General features: G+C 66.0%; 18 protein-coding genes. 17 read left to right on the top strand and 1 reads right to left on the bottom strand.

Translation table 11 applies throughout. From position 1 onward, the window contains the following. The 14 genes from hisC (at position 1) to tatC (ending at position 10,116) form a co-directional block, all read left to right on the top strand. A complete protein-coding gene (gene hisC, locus Cte04_RS05795; protein ID WP_066473496.1) occupies positions 1–1,119 on the top strand; it encodes a histidinol-phosphate transaminase in 1,119 nt (372 codons plus the stop codon). Then, complete coding sequence (gene hisB / locus Cte04_RS05790) at positions 1,116–1,739, top strand: imidazoleglycerol-phosphate dehydratase HisB (RefSeq protein WP_066473491.1); 624 nt, start codon at positions 1,116–1,118, stop codon at positions 1,737–1,739. The genes hisC and hisB overlap by 4 nt, the downstream gene beginning before the upstream one ends. Positions 1,740–1,820: 81 nt before the next feature. Beyond that, the gene (hisH, locus tag Cte04_RS05785; protein WP_066473488.1) at positions 1,821–2,498 is read left to right on the top strand and encodes an imidazole glycerol phosphate synthase subunit HisH; all 678 of its coding nucleotides are present in this window, start codon (positions 1,821–1,823) and stop codon (positions 2,496–2,498) included. Positions 2,499–2,582: 84 nt separating this feature from the next. Further along, the gene (gene hisA / locus Cte04_RS05780; RefSeq protein WP_066473485.1) at positions 2,583–3,326 is read left to right on the top strand and encodes a 1-(5-phosphoribosyl)-5-[(5-phosphoribosylamino)methylideneamino]imidazole-4-carboxamide isomerase; all 744 of its coding nucleotides are present in this window, start codon (positions 2,583–2,585) and stop codon (positions 3,324–3,326) included. Beyond that, positions 3,319–4,188 (top strand): D-hexose-6-phosphate mutarotase, encoded by an 870-nt coding sequence (locus Cte04_RS05775; protein WP_066473481.1) that lies wholly within the window; start codon positions 3,319–3,321, stop codon positions 4,186–4,188. Before hisA ends, Cte04_RS05775 begins: the two co-directional genes overlap by 8 nt. A gap of 40 nt (positions 4,189–4,228) precedes the next feature. Beyond that, positions 4,229–5,029, top strand: coding sequence for an imidazole glycerol phosphate synthase subunit HisF (hisF, locus tag Cte04_RS05770; protein ID WP_066473479.1), 801 nt, complete (start codon positions 4,229–4,231; stop codon positions 5,027–5,029). 102 nt (positions 5,030–5,131) lie between these two features. Next, on the top strand, positions 5,132–5,521 hold the full coding sequence (gene hisI, locus Cte04_RS05765) for a phosphoribosyl-AMP cyclohydrolase (RefSeq protein WP_066473477.1): 390 nt from the start codon (positions 5,132–5,134) through the stop codon (positions 5,519–5,521). Positions 5,522–5,656: 135 nt separating this feature from the next. Next, positions 5,657–6,052: a phosphoribosyl-ATP diphosphatase gene (locus Cte04_RS05760; RefSeq protein WP_066473465.1), complete on the top strand. Its 396-nt coding sequence runs from the start codon at positions 5,657–5,659 to the stop codon at positions 6,050–6,052. Then, entirely contained in the window at positions 6,049–6,444 is a 396-nt protein-coding gene (locus Cte04_RS05755; RefSeq protein ID WP_066473460.1) for a DUF4870 family protein, read from the top strand. Before Cte04_RS05760 ends, Cte04_RS05755 begins: the two co-directional genes overlap by 4 nt. Before the next feature lie 173 nt (positions 6,445–6,617). Next, complete coding sequence (locus Cte04_RS05750; RefSeq protein WP_066473457.1) at positions 6,618–7,649, top strand: patatin-like phospholipase family protein; 1,032 nt, start codon at positions 6,618–6,620, stop codon at positions 7,647–7,649. A 169-nt stretch (positions 7,650–7,818) separates the two neighbouring features. Then, positions 7,819–8,193 (top strand): histidine triad nucleotide-binding protein, encoded by a 375-nt coding sequence (locus Cte04_RS05745; protein ID WP_066473454.1) that lies wholly within the window; start codon positions 7,819–7,821, stop codon positions 8,191–8,193. A gap of 116 nt (positions 8,194–8,309) precedes the next feature. Next, entirely contained in the window at positions 8,310–8,546 is a 237-nt protein-coding gene (gene tatA / locus Cte04_RS05740; RefSeq protein ID WP_066473449.1) for a Sec-independent protein translocase subunit TatA, read from the top strand. Positions 8,547–8,563: 17 nt separating this feature from the next. Beyond that, positions 8,564–9,067: a Sec-independent protein translocase protein TatB gene (gene tatB, locus Cte04_RS05735; protein WP_066473446.1), complete on the top strand. Its 504-nt coding sequence runs from the start codon at positions 8,564–8,566 to the stop codon at positions 9,065–9,067. Between the two features lie 236 nt (positions 9,068–9,303). Continuing rightward, complete coding sequence (gene tatC, locus Cte04_RS05730; RefSeq protein WP_066473435.1) at positions 9,304–10,116, top strand: twin-arginine translocase subunit TatC; 813 nt, start codon at positions 9,304–9,306, stop codon at positions 10,114–10,116. 235 nt (positions 10,117–10,351) lie between these two features. Here tatC and Cte04_RS05725 read toward each other — a convergent pair whose 3' ends face one another. Next, entirely contained in the window at positions 10,352–11,509 is a 1,158-nt protein-coding gene (locus tag Cte04_RS05725) for a S1C family serine protease (protein WP_066473432.1), read from the bottom strand. A 363-nt stretch (positions 11,510–11,872) separates the two neighbouring features. Between Cte04_RS05725 and Cte04_RS05720 the strand changes: the two genes are divergently transcribed. The 3 genes from Cte04_RS05720 (at position 11,873) to pdxA (ending at position 15,174) form a co-directional block, all read left to right on the top strand. Continuing rightward, on the top strand, positions 11,873–13,198 hold the full coding sequence (locus tag Cte04_RS05720; protein ID WP_066473429.1) for an MFS transporter: 1,326 nt from the start codon (positions 11,873–11,875) through the stop codon (positions 13,196–13,198). A gap of 90 nt (positions 13,199–13,288) precedes the next feature. Continuing rightward, the gene (locus Cte04_RS05715; RefSeq protein ID WP_083526518.1) at positions 13,289–14,041 is read left to right on the top strand and encodes a Nif3-like dinuclear metal center hexameric protein; all 753 of its coding nucleotides are present in this window, start codon (positions 13,289–13,291) and stop codon (positions 14,039–14,041) included. Between the two features lie 62 nt (positions 14,042–14,103). Continuing rightward, positions 14,104–15,174 carry a 4-hydroxythreonine-4-phosphate dehydrogenase PdxA gene (pdxA, locus tag Cte04_RS05710; RefSeq protein ID WP_066473427.1) on the top strand — a complete coding sequence of 357 codons (1,071 nt, stop codon included), beginning with the start codon at positions 14,104–14,106 and terminating at the stop codon, positions 15,172–15,174. Positions 15,175–15,245: the final 71 nt, after the last annotated feature.

Below are 15,245 nucleotides of genomic sequence, written 5' to 3'. Positions count from 1 at the left end.
ATGACTGCTCAAGACATCCAAGCCAAAGCCCTGCAACGCATCCGTGCCGACGTGCGCGCCATGCAGGCCTACCATGTGCAGCCCGCGCAGGGCCTGCTCAAGATGGACACGATGGAAAATCCCTACCGCCTGCCGGCCGAGCTGCAGCGCAAGCTGGGCGAGCACCTGGGGGCGCTGGAGATCAACCGCTATCCGGGCGAGCGCCTGGAAGTGCTCAAGCAGATGCTGGCCGAGTATGCCGGGGCGCCCGCGGGCTCGGCCGTGCTGCTGGGCAACGGTTCGGACGAGATCATCACGCTGCTGGCGCTGGCCACGGCCCAGCCCTGCGAAGGCGACCGAGCCAAGATGCTGGCGCCCATGCCCGGCTTTGTGATGTACCCGCTCAGCGCCAAGCTGCAAGGCCTGGATTTTGTTTCGGTCGACCTGACGACGGACTTCGACCTCGACGTGGGGGCCATGCAGGCGGCCATCGCCAGGCACAAGCCCGCCATCACCTACATCGCCTATCCCAACAACCCCACGGCCACGCTGTGGGACGAGGACAAGGTGCAGGCCATCGTCGATGCCGTGGCCCGCACAGGCGGCCTGGTGGTCATGGACGAGGCCTACCAGCCCTTTGCCAGCCGCAGCTGGATCACGCGCATGCGCGACGAACCCGCGCGCAATGCCCATGTGCTGCTGATGCGCACCCTCTCCAAGTTCGGCCTGGCGGGCGCGCGCCTGGGCTATTTGATCGGGCCGGCCGCCATCGTCAACGAGATCGACAAGGTGCGCCCGCCCTACAACATCAGCGTGCTCAACTGCGAAACGGCGATCTTCGCGCTGGAGCACGAAAGCCTGTACGCCGGCCAGGCCGCGGCCATCCGCGCCGAACGCCAGCCGCTGATCAACGCCCTGCGCGCCCTGGACGGCGTGGAGAAGGTCTGGCCCTCGGAGGCCAACATGGTGCTGCTGCGCGTGCGCGACGCAGGCCGCGCCCAGGCCGAGATGAAGGCGCGCGGCGTGCTGGTGAAGAACGTATCGGCCATGCACCCGCTGCTGGTCAACTGCCTGCGCCTGACCGTGGGCACCCGCGAAGAAAACGCCCAGATGCTGGCGGCCTTGAAGGAATCCCTGTGAGCAATATCGTCCCCTCCGTAGCCCAAGACCTGCCGCGCACCGCCGAGGTGCAGCGCAACACGGCCGAGACCCGCGTGCAGGTGCGGGTCAACCTCGACGGCACGGGCAAGGCCCAGCTGCATTCGGGCATCGGCTTTCTCGACCACATGCTGGACCAGATCGCGCGCCACGGCCTGATCGACCTGGACATCCACTGCGAAGGCGATCTGCACATCGACGGCCATCACACGGTGGAGGACATCGGCATCACGCTGGGCCAGGCCTTTGCCAAGGCCATCGGCGACAAGAAGGGCATACGCCGCTACGGCCACGCCTACGTGCCGCTGGACGAAGCCCTGAGCCGCGTGGTCGTCGACTTCTCGGGCCGCCCCGGCCTGCACATGGACGTGAAGTTCACGGCCGGCAGCATCGGCCAGCTGGACACGCAGCTGGTGTTCGAGTTCTTCCAGGGCTTCGTCAACCATGCGGGCGTGACGCTGCACATCGACAACCTCAAGGGCTTCAACGCCCACCACCAGTGCGAGACCATCTTCAAGGCCTTTGCCCGGGCCCTGCGCTTTGCGCTGGAGCATGATCCGCGCATGGCCGGCGTGATTCCCTCGACCAAGGGTGCTCTGTAATCAGGAGCGAACAGCGCCTGGTCATGCTGCATTTCAAAGCGTTTTGAATATCAAACCCGATCTCTACAAGCGGTAGCTGCTATGAGTTTGAAGAACAACACCGTGGCCGTGGTCGACTACGGCATGGGCAATCTGCGCTCGGTCTCGCAGGCCGTGCGCACGGCTGCCGCGGACACCGGCTGGAACGTGGTCGTCACGGCCGATCCCGAGGTCGTGCTGGCCGCCGACCGCGTGGTGCTGCCCGGCCAGGGCGCCATGCCCGACTGCATGCGCGAGCTGCGCGAGGCCCACGGCGGCGGCCTGCAGCAGGCCGTGCTGCACGCGGCGGCCCGCAAGCCGCTGTTCGGCGTCTGCGTGGGCATGCAGATGCTGCTGGACCACAGCGACGAGGGCGATGTCCCCGGCCTGGGCCTGATCCCCGGCCACGTGCGCAAGTTCGACCTCGCAGGCCGCACCCAGGCCGACGGCAGCCGCTTCAAGGTGCCGCAGATGGGCTGGAACCAGGTGTACCAGTCGCAACACGACGGCAGGCCGCATGCGCTGTGGAGCGGCATTCCCGACGGCAGCTTCTACTACTTCGTGCACAGCTTTTATGCGCAGGTGCAACAGGGCGCGCATTGCGCCGCCGAGGCCGACTACGGCGGGCGCTTTGCTTGCGCGGTTGCACGCGATAATATTTTTGCGACCCAGTTCCACCCCGAGAAAAGCGCGGACCAGGGCCTGGCGCTCTTTCGCAACTTCCTGGGCTGGAAGCCCTAGGAGCTGCGCCGCACATCGGCGCCGCCCCGAGTTATTCCTCAACTGGCCATTTCTAGCGGCCTCACTTGATAGCCAACCACCATCATGTTGCTCATCCCCGCCATCGACCTCAAGGACGGCCACTGCGTACGCCTCATCCAGGGTGATATGGACCAATCCACCACGTTCGGCGAAGACCCCGCAGCCATTGCCGCGAAGTGGCTGGATGCCGGCGCGCGCCGCCTGCATCTGGTGGATCTCAACGGAGCGTTCGCGGGCCAGCCCAAGAACCTGGCGGCGATCAAGAGCATCCTCAAGGAAGTGGACGGCGAGATCCCCGTGCAGCTGGGCGGGGGCATCCGCGATCTGGACACCATCGAGCGCTACATCGATCTGGGCATCGAATACGTGATCATCGGCACGGCCGCCGTGAAGAACCCCGGTTTCCTGCAGGATGCCTGCAGCGCGTTCGCGGGCCACATCATCGTCGGCCTGGACGCCAAGGACGGCAAGGTGGCCATCGACGGCTGGAGCAAGCTCACGGGCCAGGACGTGATCTCCACCGCCAAGCGCTTCGAGGACTGGGGCGTGGAATCCATCATCTACACCGACATCGGCCGCGACGGCATGCTCAGCGGCATCAACATCGATGCCACGGTCAAGCTGGCTCAGTCGCTCAAGATTCCCGTCATCGCCTCGGGCGGCCTAGCCGGCATGGCCGACATCGAAGCCCTGTGCAAGGTGCAGGACGAAGGCATCGAAGGCGTGATCTGCGGCCGTGCCATCTATACCGGCGACCTCGACCTGGCGGCCGGCCAGGCGCGCGCCGACGAGCTGACCGGTGAGTGATTTCGAAGCCCGCCTGCAGGAATGGCGGGGCCTGCCCGCCATCGGCCTGCGCTTGCCCGGCGGAGACAGCGCGCTGATCGCCCTGCAGGGTGCGCAGGTGCTGTCCTGGGTCAGCCGGGGGCAGGAGCGCCTGTTCGTCAGCCCGCAGGCCGCGCACGACGGACACACGCCGATCCGCGGCGGCATTCCGGTCTGCTTTCCGCAGTTCAACCAGCGCGGCCCGCTGGTCAAGCACGGCTTTGCGCGCACCCTGGCCTGGTCCGGCCAGCCCGGGGATGCCAGGCCTGCCGAAGGTGGTGGCCTGCAGATCACGCTGCGCCTGGAAGACAGCGAGGCCACGCGCGCCGTCTGGCCCCATGCCTTCGAGGCGCTGCTGACGGTGGAGCTGCACCCCGGCGCCTTGACCGTGCGCCTGGCCGTGCACAACCGCGGCGCGCAGGACCTGCCGTTCACCGCCGCGCTGCACAGCTATCTGCAGGTGCCCGGCGCCGAGCAGATCGAGCTGCAGGGGCTGGATGGTCTCGTCTATTGGAATGCTGTGGCGGCAGGTGCCGAAACGCATCCCGTGCAGGCCGGAGCCGTGCGCTTTGGCGTGGAGACCGATCGCGTCTATCCGCGCGCCGCCCAGGCGCTGCGGCTGCAAACTCTGTCATCGCAGCCCTTGCTGCAGATTGCCCAGGACGAAGCCTGGAGCGAGACCGTGGTCTGGAATCCGGGCCCCGAGCTGTGCGCGCGCCTGCCCGACATGGCGCCGGACAGCTGGCAGCACATGCTGTGCGTGGAGGCTGCGGCCATCGACGCGCCCGTGGTCCTGGCGCCCGGCGGACGCTGGCAGGCCGCGCAGCATCTGCGCGCGCTGTGATTTTTCGCCCGTTTTCTGTTGTTGTTCTAGAAGGCTTCCCATGCTGGCCAAACGCATCATCCCCTGCCTCGACGTGACCGGTGGCCGCGTCGTCAAGGGCGTCAACTTCGTGGAGCTGCGCGATGCCGGCGATCCGGTGGAAATCGCGGCCCGCTACAACGCCCAGGGCGCCGACGAACTGACTTTTCTCGATATCACGGCCACCAGCGACGGGCGCGACCTGATCCTGCCCATCATCGAGGCCGTGGCCAGCCAGGTCTTCATTCCGCTCACGGTGGGCGGCGGCGTGCGCACCGTGGAAGACGTGCGCCGCCTGCTCAACGCAGGGGCCGACAAGACCAGCTTCAACTCGGCGGCCATCGCCAATCCCGACGTGATCAACGCGGCCAGCGACAAGTACGGCGCGCAGTGCATCGTGGTGGCGATCGACGCCAAGCGCCGCTCGGCCGAGGATACGCAGCGCATCGGCGCCGATGGCAAGCCCGTGGGCGAGGGCTGGGACGTCTACAGCCACGGCGGACGCAAGAACACCGGGCTCGATGCCGTGCAATGGGCGATGGAGATGGCGCGTCGCGGCGCGGGCGAGATCCTGCTGACCAGCATGGACCGTGACGGCACCAAGAGCGGGTTCGACCTGCAGCTCACGCGCGCCGTCAGCGACGCCGTGCAGGTACCCGTGATCGCCTCGGGCGGCGTGGGCAATCTGGAGGACCTGGCCGACGGCGTGACCCAGGGCGGCGCCGATGCCGTGCTGGCAGCCAGCATCTTCCACTACGGCGAATACACCGTGCAGCAGGCCAAGGAATGCATGCGCGCACGCGGCATTCCCGTGCGTCTTTAAAAAACATAGCGGCTTGCGCATGAACTGAGGGGATTTCAGATCATCTTGATATGGAATCCATAGGATGAATGGCGCAGGCTGCTCCGGATTCAGGAGTGAACCATGGATTGGCTCGATCAGGTCAAATGGGATGACAAGGGGCTGGTGCCCGTCATCGCGCAGGAGAAGGACACGGGCGACGTGCTGATGTTCGCCTGGATGAACCGCGAGGCATTGCAGAAGACGGCCGAGCTGGGCCGCGCCGTCTACTTCAGCCGCTCGCGCGGCAAGCTGTGGTTCAAGGGCGAGGAGTCGGGCCATGTGCAGACCGTGCACGAGCTGCGCATCGACTGCGACAACGACGTCATCCTGCTCAAGGTCACCCAGACCGGCCACGAGCCCGGCATCGCCTGCCACACCGGCCGCCACAGCTGCTTCTACAGCGTGCTCAGGAGTGGCCGGTGGACGCCCGTGGAGCCGGTCTTGAAAGATCCGGAAACGATCTATAAGTAACCCCTGAGCGGCCGCGCCGCTTCCCCTTGAAAGGGGACGGCGACTTCGCTGCGGGGCGGCCCTTGCTTGCTGCCTCTGGCATAGGCCGCTTCGATTTGGAATATCGCCACCAGTGCGATGCGTGAAGAGAGATTTATGACCACTTCCGATGCTGTGTCTCAAGATTCCCTGGCCCGGCTGGCTGCCGTGATCGAGAGCCGCAAGCCTGCCAACGGCGGCGATCCCGAGAAAAGCTATGTGGCCCGCCTGCTGCACAAGGGGCCGGACGCCTTTCTCAAGAAGGTGGGAGAGGAAGCCACCGAGGTCGTGATGGCCGCCAAGGATGCGGAGCATGGCGGCGATCCCGGCAAAATCCTTTATGAAGTTGCGGACTTGTGGTTTCACTCCATGATCGCACTGGCCCACTTCGGCCTGACGCCTGCCCAGGTGATCGCCGAGCTGGAGCGCCGCGAAGGCCTGAGCGGCCTCGAGGAAAAGGCCTTGCGCAAGGCCGACGAACGTGCAGCCCAGGAGAAAGGACATGCCTCATGAGCGATAGAGACATCATCGACGTACCCGGCCGGGATGCTGCCCAGATGGAAGGCCTGAAGGCCTGGGGCTGGGTCAGCTACCTGCTGCACCTGGTCGTGGCCGTGGCCGCCGTGGTGCCCAGCGCCCAGCCCAGCATCGTGCTGCTGCTGATCGCGCTGGTCATCGATCTGGTCAAGCGCGACGAAGCACGCGGCACCTGGCAGGAAAGCCACTTTTCCTGGCGCATCCGCAGCGTGGCCTGGGCCGGCATCCTGTACGTGGTCACGCTGCCGCTGTGGCTGCTGTTCTTCGTGCCGGGCTGGATTGCCTGGAGCCTGATCTCCATCTGGTTCCTGTACCGCATCGTACGCGGCATGGTGGCGATGAATGCCCACCGCGCCGTCATGGACTGAGGAGCCGTGCCGCTCCACGCCCCAAGCCCCTGCCGTTGCCGGCAGGGGCTTTTTCATGGGCGCCGCTTGCCGCCATTTTGCTGACAGCAGGACGGGCGGAGAGGCTCGCCCCTCTTGACGCACCGCGGCTAAGCTGGTGTCCTGTTACAACCTTGACACCACAGGATGCATATATGGCCCAGGCAACGCAAACCGTGCTCAATCTGGCCCTGCAGGGCGGCGGCTCCCACGGGGCGCTGACCTGGGGCGTGCTCGATGCGTTGCTGGAGGACGAGACGCTGGTGCTGGAAGGCATCAGCGGCACCAGCGCCGGCGCCATGAATGCGGTGGTGCTGGCCCACGGCTTCGCGCAGGCCGCGGCCGAGGAAAAAACGGTGGATGCCGCGCGCCAGCGGGGCCGCGAACTGGCCCGCAAGGCGCTGCGCGATCTCTGGGAAGGCGTGGGCGCCATGGGCAGCCTGACCTGGGGCGTGCCGCTGGCCAACGGGCCGCTGATGGGCATGCTCAACCACTTCTGGTCGCCCTACCAGACCAATCCGCTCAATTTCAACCCGCTGCGCAAGCTGCTGGAGGGGATTGTGGATTTCGAGCAGCTCGTGCATCCCGCCCATCCCTTGGCGGTGCCCAAGCTCTTCGTCTGCGCCACCAACGTGCGAACCGGGCGCGGCCAGATCTTCTCGGGCGAGAAGGTCACGGCCGACGCCATCATGGCCTCTGCCTGCCTGCCGCAGCTGTTCAAGGCCGTGGAGATCGACGGCGAATACTACTGGGACGGCGGCTTTTCGGGCAATCCCGCGCTATATCCGCTGATCTACGGCACGCGCAGCCGCGACATCCTGCTGGTGCAGATCAACCCCAAGGAGTCGATCGAGCTGCCGAGCACGGCCGGCGACATCATGGACCGCATGAACGAGGTGACCTTCAACGCCAGCCTGCTGGCCGAACTGCGCGCCATCGAATTCGTCACCCGGCTGCTGGAGCAAAAGCGCCTGGATTCCGAGCGCTACAAGCATGTGCTCATGCACCGCATCGACGGCGGCGCGGTCCTGAAGGGATACGGCGCCTCCAGCAAGACGCGGGCCGACATCAACATGGTGCACGATCTGTTCGACCTCGGGCGCGAGCAGGGCCAGCGCTGGCTGCACGAGCACCGGCAGGACATCGGCGTGCGGCAGACCCTGCGTTTCAACGACAATGCTGTGTGATGACCTCCTGAGCGGCTGCGCCGCGTTCCCCGGGAAGGGGCGGCGTGCAACGGGACGACGGCCTTTGCTGTGGGGCGGCGCGGCCGGCTTGGGCCCTTTGGCCGCTTCTCGCCTGGAACGCGCCCGTCTCAAGAGGTGAGTGGCGCAACCATTGAATTGATAAGTACGCATGCACTACCACGATTCCCACTACGATTCCAGCTGCATTTTCTGCCGCATTGCCAAGGGCGAGATTCCGTCGCGCAAGGTATACGAGGACGAGGAAGTCTTTGCCTTCCACGACATCAACCCTTCGGCGCCCGTGCACTTCCTGATGATTCCCAGGAAGCACATCCCGTCCATGGCCCAGGTCTCGGCCGGCGATGCCGCGCTGCTGGGCCGCATGCTGGCGCTGGCCCCGCGGCTGGCCGCGGAGCAGGGCTGCAATCCCTATCCCGACGGCGGCTTTCGCCTGATGGTCAATACGGGGACCGAAGGCGGCCAGGAGGTGCACCACCTGCACATCCACGTGCTGGGCGGCCCCCGCCCCTGGAAGAAAGGCTGACCCCGAGGCGCGGCGCTGGTTGCCGGCGCCCAAGCCCGTGCTGCTTTTGTGGGGCATTGGGCGGCGGCCTGCGCGGCGGCCGTCTAAAATGGATTGCAATTCGTTAGGAGATAGTCATGGGTTCGTTTTCCATCTGGCACTGGCTGATCGTGCTGCTCATCGTGGTTCTGGTGTTCGGCACCAAGAAGCTCAAGAACATCGGCACCGACCTGGGCGGCGCGGTCAAGGGCTTCAAGGACGGCATGAAGGACGGTGCCAGCGACGGCAGCAGCGATGCTGTGGCCGGCCAGGTCGCCAACCAGAATGCCGCCGACAAGGCCACGATCGACGTGGAAGCCAAGCAAAAGAGCTGATCCGGCGGCACTGACACATGTTTGATATTGGCCTGTCCAAAATGGCGCTCATCGGAGCCGTGGCCCTGGTGGTCATCGGCCCCGAGAAGCTGCCGCGCGTGGCCCGCATGGCGGGCACCATGCTTGGAAGGGCGCAGCGCTATGTGGCCGACGTCAAGGCCGAGGTGAACCGCTCCATGGAGCTCGACGAGCTGCGCAAGATGAAGGAGAGCGTGGAGACCGCGGCGCGCGATGTGGAGCAGAGCATCCACGCGCAGACTTCCCAGCTGGAAAAGGGCTGGGAAGACGCCACCCGGGACCTGCGCGACGATGCCCCGATGACTTCGGCCTCGGCCTTCGAATCCGGCGTCGATTCCGGCTCGCACAGCGCCGTGGTGCCCACCTACCGGCATCCGCGCAAGAACTGGCGGGTCAAGCGCGCGGCCGTGCCCCAGTGGTACAAGGCCCGCGCCGGCGTGCGCACCAAGGCCCAGTCGGGTGCGGCGCGCGTGGCGCGCTTTCGTCCGCAGAAGTTCCGCTAGCATGCTGGCACGCGGCCAGCGGGCCGTCGCTTTCCCGGCACCCCGCCCTGGCGGCCGCATTCGCAGACCCGAGGGCCCGCATTGGCGGGCCTGCGGATTTTCAGGAGCCGCATCCTCCAAAAAGGCGCCTGGCGCTGCGGCCACCCGGCCTGCGCGCTGCCTGGGCCTGCGGAATGCGGGCCGTGTTTCTGTTTCCAGCGCACAGGGCGGCACCGGCCCTGATCCCGTTTTGCACCATGTCCGATTTTTCTCCTAAAGAAGACGAGCTGGCCGGCACCGAGCAGCCGTTCGTGCAGCACCTGATGGAGCTGCGCGACCGCCTGCTGTACTGCATTTACGGCATTGCCGTGGCCGTTATCGCCCTGAGCCTGTGGCCCGGCCCCGACAGGCTGATGGACTTCATTGCCCATCCGATCAAGGCCCATATGCCGCCCGACGCCAAGCTGATTGCCGTGGGCGTGTTTTCGCCGTTCTTCATACCGCTCAAGGTCTTGCTGATGGTGGCCGTGCTGGCCGTGCTGCCCTGGCTGATGTACCAGATCTGGGCCTTTGTGGCACCCGGCCTGTACAGCCACGAGAAGAAGTTCGCGCTGCCGCTGATCGTCTTCGGCAGCCTGCTGGCCTACATGGGCATCGGCTTCGTGCAGTTCTTCGTGCTGGACAAGATGTTCAACTTCATCCAGCACTTCACGCCTTCCAGCGTGGCGGCCACGCCCGACATCGCCTCGTACGTGGAAGCCATTTTGTCGCTGTACCTGGCGTTTGCCGCGGCCTTCCAGGTGCCCATCGTGGTGATGCTGCTGGTGCGCTTCGACCTGGTGGACATCGCCAAGCTCAAGTCCTTCCGCGGCTACTTCGTGGTGCTGGCCTTCATCGTGGCCGCCGTGCTCACGCCGCCCGACGTGATTTCGCAGCTGGCGCTGGCCGTGCCCATGTGCCTGCTCTACGAAGTGGGGATTTTGGGCGCGGGCTGGTTCAGCCGCGTCTCGCGCGCGCCCGACGAGGAAGGGACGCAGACCGCGGTCGACAAGCCGGCCGACGGCCAGTGACCGTTGCGCCAGGAGCGCGTACCCTGCAGCAGGGCCCCGGGAGCAATTCCGGGGCCTTTTTTTGATAGCTGCCTGCGCCCAATGAATAAGAGGTTAGGGCTGGTTTTGTATTGAACCGATGATCGGAATGGCGCCTGCAGCTATGATTATTGAAGTGCGGTGCCGGTGACTCCGATGGTTCCAGCATGAAAAAAGCCGGTGCGAAGCACCGGCTTTTGCGTTGTGCCGCGGTGGCTCAGCGGCGGCGTGGCTGCTGCTGGGCCGCATTGGCCGAGGGCCGCAGGCCGGGCGTGATGTTGAGCTCCACGCTGCTGTCGCCGCGGCGCACGTCGAAGGTCGTGGCCTGGCCGGGCTTGAGGGCGGCCACGGCGGTCAGCAGTTCCGAGACATTGCGCGTGGGCGTGTCGCCCACCTTCACGATCACGTCACCCGGGCGCATGCCGGCCTGGGCGGCAGGACCGGCCTGCAGCACGCCGGTGATGATGACGCCGGAATCGGCCTTGACGCCGAAGGTTTCGGCCAGCTCGGGCGAGAGCTCGTTGGGCTCGACGCCGATCCAGCCGCGCGTGACCTTGCCGTCCTTGACGATGCCGTCCAGCACCATCTTGGCCGTGGAGACGGGGATCGCAAAGCCTATGCCCATGCTGCCGCCCGAGCGCGAGTAGATGGCCGTGTTGATGCCCAGCAGGTTGCCGCTGATGTCCACCAGCGCGCCGCCGGAGTTGCCGGGGTTGATGGCGGCATCGGTCTGGATGAAGTTCTCGAAGGTGTTGATGCCCAGCTGGCTGCGGCCCAGCGCGCTGATGATGCCGCTGGTCACGGTCTGGCCCACGCCGAAGGGATTGCCGATGGCCAGCACGCGGTCGCCCACGGCCACCTGGTCGGAGTTGCCCAGCACGATGACGGGCAGCTTGTCCAGGTTGATCTTGAGCACGGCGAGATCGGTCTCGGGATCGGTGCCGATGACGGTGGCCTTGGCCTGGCGGCTGTCGGTCAGCGTGACCTCGATGTCGTCGGCGCCCTCGACCACATGGTTGTTGGTGAGGATGTAGCCATCTGGACTGATGATGACACCGCTTCCCAAACCAGATTGCTCCTGCGGTCCCTGGTCGCCGAAGAAGAACTGGAACCAGGGGTCGTTGGCGCGCGGATGGCGCACGGCCTTGCTGGTGTTGATGCTGACCACGGCCGGAGCCGCCTTGCGCGCGGCCGGCGCAAAGCTGCCGGGCGCCGTCTCGCCGGCGGGCAGGGCGGGTGCCTGCAGCAGCGAAATACCGGCGTTGCTGCGCGTAGCCTGGCTGCGGAGCCAGTCTGGCTGCAGGGTTGCTACTACAAAATACATAGCCACCAGAACGGTGACGGCTTGGGAAAACAGCAGCCAGGTGCGTTTCATGTAATCCGTATGAATAAAGGGCGGGACAAGGCCCCATTGTGAAGCATGGCCGCCGCAATGGGCGTGGCAAGAAAAACGGCCGCCTCGATGCCTAGCGCAAACCCGGCAGGAATGCAGCGCCCGCAAGGCATAGGAATGCTGTCGCCTATAGTTTTTTCAGTGCGGCAGCCATGAGTGCTAACCCTAGAATGAATTTTCGACTGCGCCTGCATCGCCGTTTGCCGAAGTGGCCGCCCACCAAGCGGCCATGTTCGGATGGACCGGGCCTGGCACACCAGGCCTGCCGTGACCGGTTTGCCGCTGCACGCTGACCCGTTGCCGCGGCGACTTCCGCGCTGTCTTGCTGTTCGCTCTAGGAAACACATGACTACGCTTGACCATGCATTGCCTGCCGCCCCGGCGGCCGGCGTGCCCCACCGTTCTCTGAATCGCGAGGACTACAAGACCCTGGGCCTGTCGGCCCTGGGCGGAACGCTGGAGTTCTACGACTTCGTGGTGTTCGTCTTTTTCGCCAATGTGATCGGCTCGCTGTTTTTCCCGGCCGCGATGCCGGACTGGCTGCGCCAGCTGCAGACGCTGGGCATTTTCGCGGCCGGCTATCTGGCGCGCCCCATCGGCGGAATTCTGATCGCCCACTTCGGCGACATCCTGGGCCGCAAGAAGATGTTCACGCTGTCCGTCTTCCTGATGGCGCTGCCCACGCTGATCATCGGCCTGCTTCCCACATATGAGAGCTGGGGCATTGCCGCGCCCATCCTGCTGCTGCTGATGCGCGTGATGCAGGGAGCGGCCATCGGCGGCGAGATGCCCGGTGCCTGGGTCTTCGTGGCCGAGCATGCGCCGGCCAAGCGCTACGGCTTTGCCATCGGCTCGCTGACTTCGGGCATTACCGGCGGCATCTTCCTGGGCTCCATCATCGGCGTCTGGCTCAACAGCACCTACAGCTCGGCCGAAATCCACGACTGGGCCTGGCGCATCCCGTTCCTGCTGGGCGGCGTGTTCGGGCTGGTATCGGTGTATCTGCGCAAGTTCCTGCATGAGACACCCATCTTCCAGGAGCTGCAGGCACGCAAGCAGGCCGACCGCGAGCTGCCCATCAAGACCATCTTGCGCGAGCATCGCCAGGCCTGCGTGGTGGTGGCGCTGATGACCTGGGTGCTGTCCACGGCCATCGTGGTGGTGATTCTGTTCACTCCCTCGTATCTGCAGAAGGTGTTCCACATCGTGCCGGCCATGGCGCTCAAGGCCAATGCCGTGGCCACGGTGACGCTGACGATCGGCTGCGTGTTCTGGGGCTGGCTGTCCGACAGGATCGGCACGCGCGGCGCCATGGTGCTGGGCTGGGGCGGCATGACGCTCACCACCTATCTGTTCTATCTGAACCTGCCGGGCACCGAGGCCTCGCTGGTTTGCACCTATGCGACCGTGGGCTTCTTCGTGGGCAGCATCTCGCTGCTGCCGGTGGTGGGCGTGAGGGCCTTCCCGCCGGAGGTGCGCTTCACCGGCCTGTCCTTCTCCTACAACATGGCCTATGCCGTGTTCGGCGGCCTGACGCCCATGCTGGTGTCGGTGTGGCAGCAGGTGGATGTGCTGGCCCCTGCCCACTATGTCGCCGCCATGGGCGTGCTGGGCGTGGCCATGGGCTTTTGGCCGCTGGCATGCAAGGGATGGCAGGCGAAGAAGGCCTGATGGCGGCTTGATTCCGCATGACGGATCCGGGGCGGCCTGCGGGCTGCCCTTTTTCATGTCCGGCCCGCGCCTGCTTGGCACAATAGCCGCATGAGCATTGAGCGAAACCAACTCCTGTCCTGCTTCGACGGCCTGCTGCAGCCCGAGCGCTTCAAGGACTATGGTCCCAACGGCCTGCAGGTCGAGGGCAGGCGCGAGATCAAACGCCTAGTCAGCGGCGTGACGGCCAGCCGGGCACTGATCGAGGCTGCGATTGCCGACAAGGCCGACGCCATCTTTGTGCACCACGGCCTGTTCTGGCGCGGCATGGACGGGCGCATCACCGGCTGGCTCAAGGAACGCATCCGCCTGCTGCTGGCGCACGACATCAATCTGTTTGCCTACCATCTGCCGCTGGATGCCCATCCCACGCTGGGCAACAATGCGCAGCTGGGAGCGCGGCTGGGCCTGCAGGGCGAGGCAGCCTTCGGCGAGCAAAACCTGGGCTGGCTGGCCAAGGCGGATTTTGCCTCGGCGGAGCAACTGGCCGCCCATGTCCGTGCTGCGCTGGGGCGCGAGGTCACCCTGGCTGACGGCCCGGCCCCAAAGCCGCTGCGCAGGATTGCCTGGTGCACCGGCGGCGCCCAGGGCTTTTTCGAAGCCGCGATTGCCGCAGGCGCCGATGCCTATATCACGGGCGAGATCTCCGAACCGCAAGCCCATCTGGCGCGCGAAACCGGCACTGTCTTCATCGCGGCCGGCCACCATGCGACCGAGCGCTACGGCGCTCCCGCGCTGGCGGCCCATGTGGCGGCGGAGCTGGGGCTGGAGCACCATTTCATCGACATCGACAATCCGGCCTGACACTTTCAATCTGATCGTTTGAAACGCTTGGCTGCAAAGCGTTGAATGCTGATTTCACTGCAATGTCCCCTACCGCTTCCATACCAGCCGCCATTGCCCCCATCGCCATCACCCAGGGCGACAGCGCCGGCATCGGCCCGGAAATCATTGCCAAGGCCTTTGCCGGCTCCGCGCAGTACCTGCAAGGCTGCTTTGTGGTCGGCGAGCTGCAGACGCTGCGCCGTGCCACGGCGCTGGTTGCCCATGTGTGCGGCGGCGAGCAGGGCATCGCGCAGCCGATTGCCGTGATCGACAAGCCCCGGGACGCATGGAGCATGCCGCCCGGCACCATCCCCCTGCTGGCGCTGCCGGATCTGCCAGGTCCCCAGCCCTACGGAGAGGTCAGTGCCCTGGCCGGGGAGGCTGCCGCACGCTGCGTGACCTGGTCCGCGCAAGCGGCCTTGCGCGGCGAGATTGCGGCGCTGGTGACCGCGCCGCTGCACAAGGAGGCGCTGTCGCTGGCCGGTGTGAAGTTTCCCGGCCATACCGAGCTGCTGCAGGCCGAGGCCGCAGCCCATGCGGGCGTGCCGCTGGCCGAGATGCCGGTGCGCATGATGCTGGCCAACGACGAGCTGCGCACCGTGCTCGTCAGCATCCATGTCTCCCTGCGCGAGGCGATTGCCGCGGTGACGCAGCCCCAGGTCCTGCAGACGCTTCGCATCACCCATGCGGCACTGTCGCGCCACCTGGGCCGCGCGCCACGCATCGGCGTGGCAGGGCTCAATCCGCATGCAGGCGAGGGCGGGCTTTTCGGCGAGGAAGAGATCGCCATCATCGCCCCGGCCATCGCCCAGGCTGGCGCCGAGGGAATGGATGTCCATGGGCCGTTTGCGCCGGACACGATCTTCATGCGGGCGCGCAACGCGCCCGGCCACCCCGGTGAATTCGATGTGGTGTTGGCTATGTACCACGACCAAGGGTTGATCCCAGTCAAATATCTGGGCGTGGAAAAAGGCGTCAATGTCACGCTGGGGCTGCCGCTGGTGCGCACCAGCCCCGACCATGGCACGGCCTTCGACATTGCGGGCCGGGGCGTGGCCGATGCGGACAGCCTGGTCGAGGCCGTGCGCATGGCCCGCAGCCTGGCGCTGTGACTCCCTGGGGTCGCTGTGACACGGCCACGGGTGTGGCTGCTGCGCGAAGCAAGGCCTGACTTCCTGGGATC

The organism is Comamonas terrae, from assembly GCF_001544075.1.
GTDB lineage: Bacteria > Pseudomonadota > Gammaproteobacteria > Burkholderiales > Burkholderiaceae_C > Comamonas > Comamonas terrae.
Note: the sequence above shows the minus strand (reverse complement) of the source record. Positions and strands in the feature narration are given on the sequence as shown.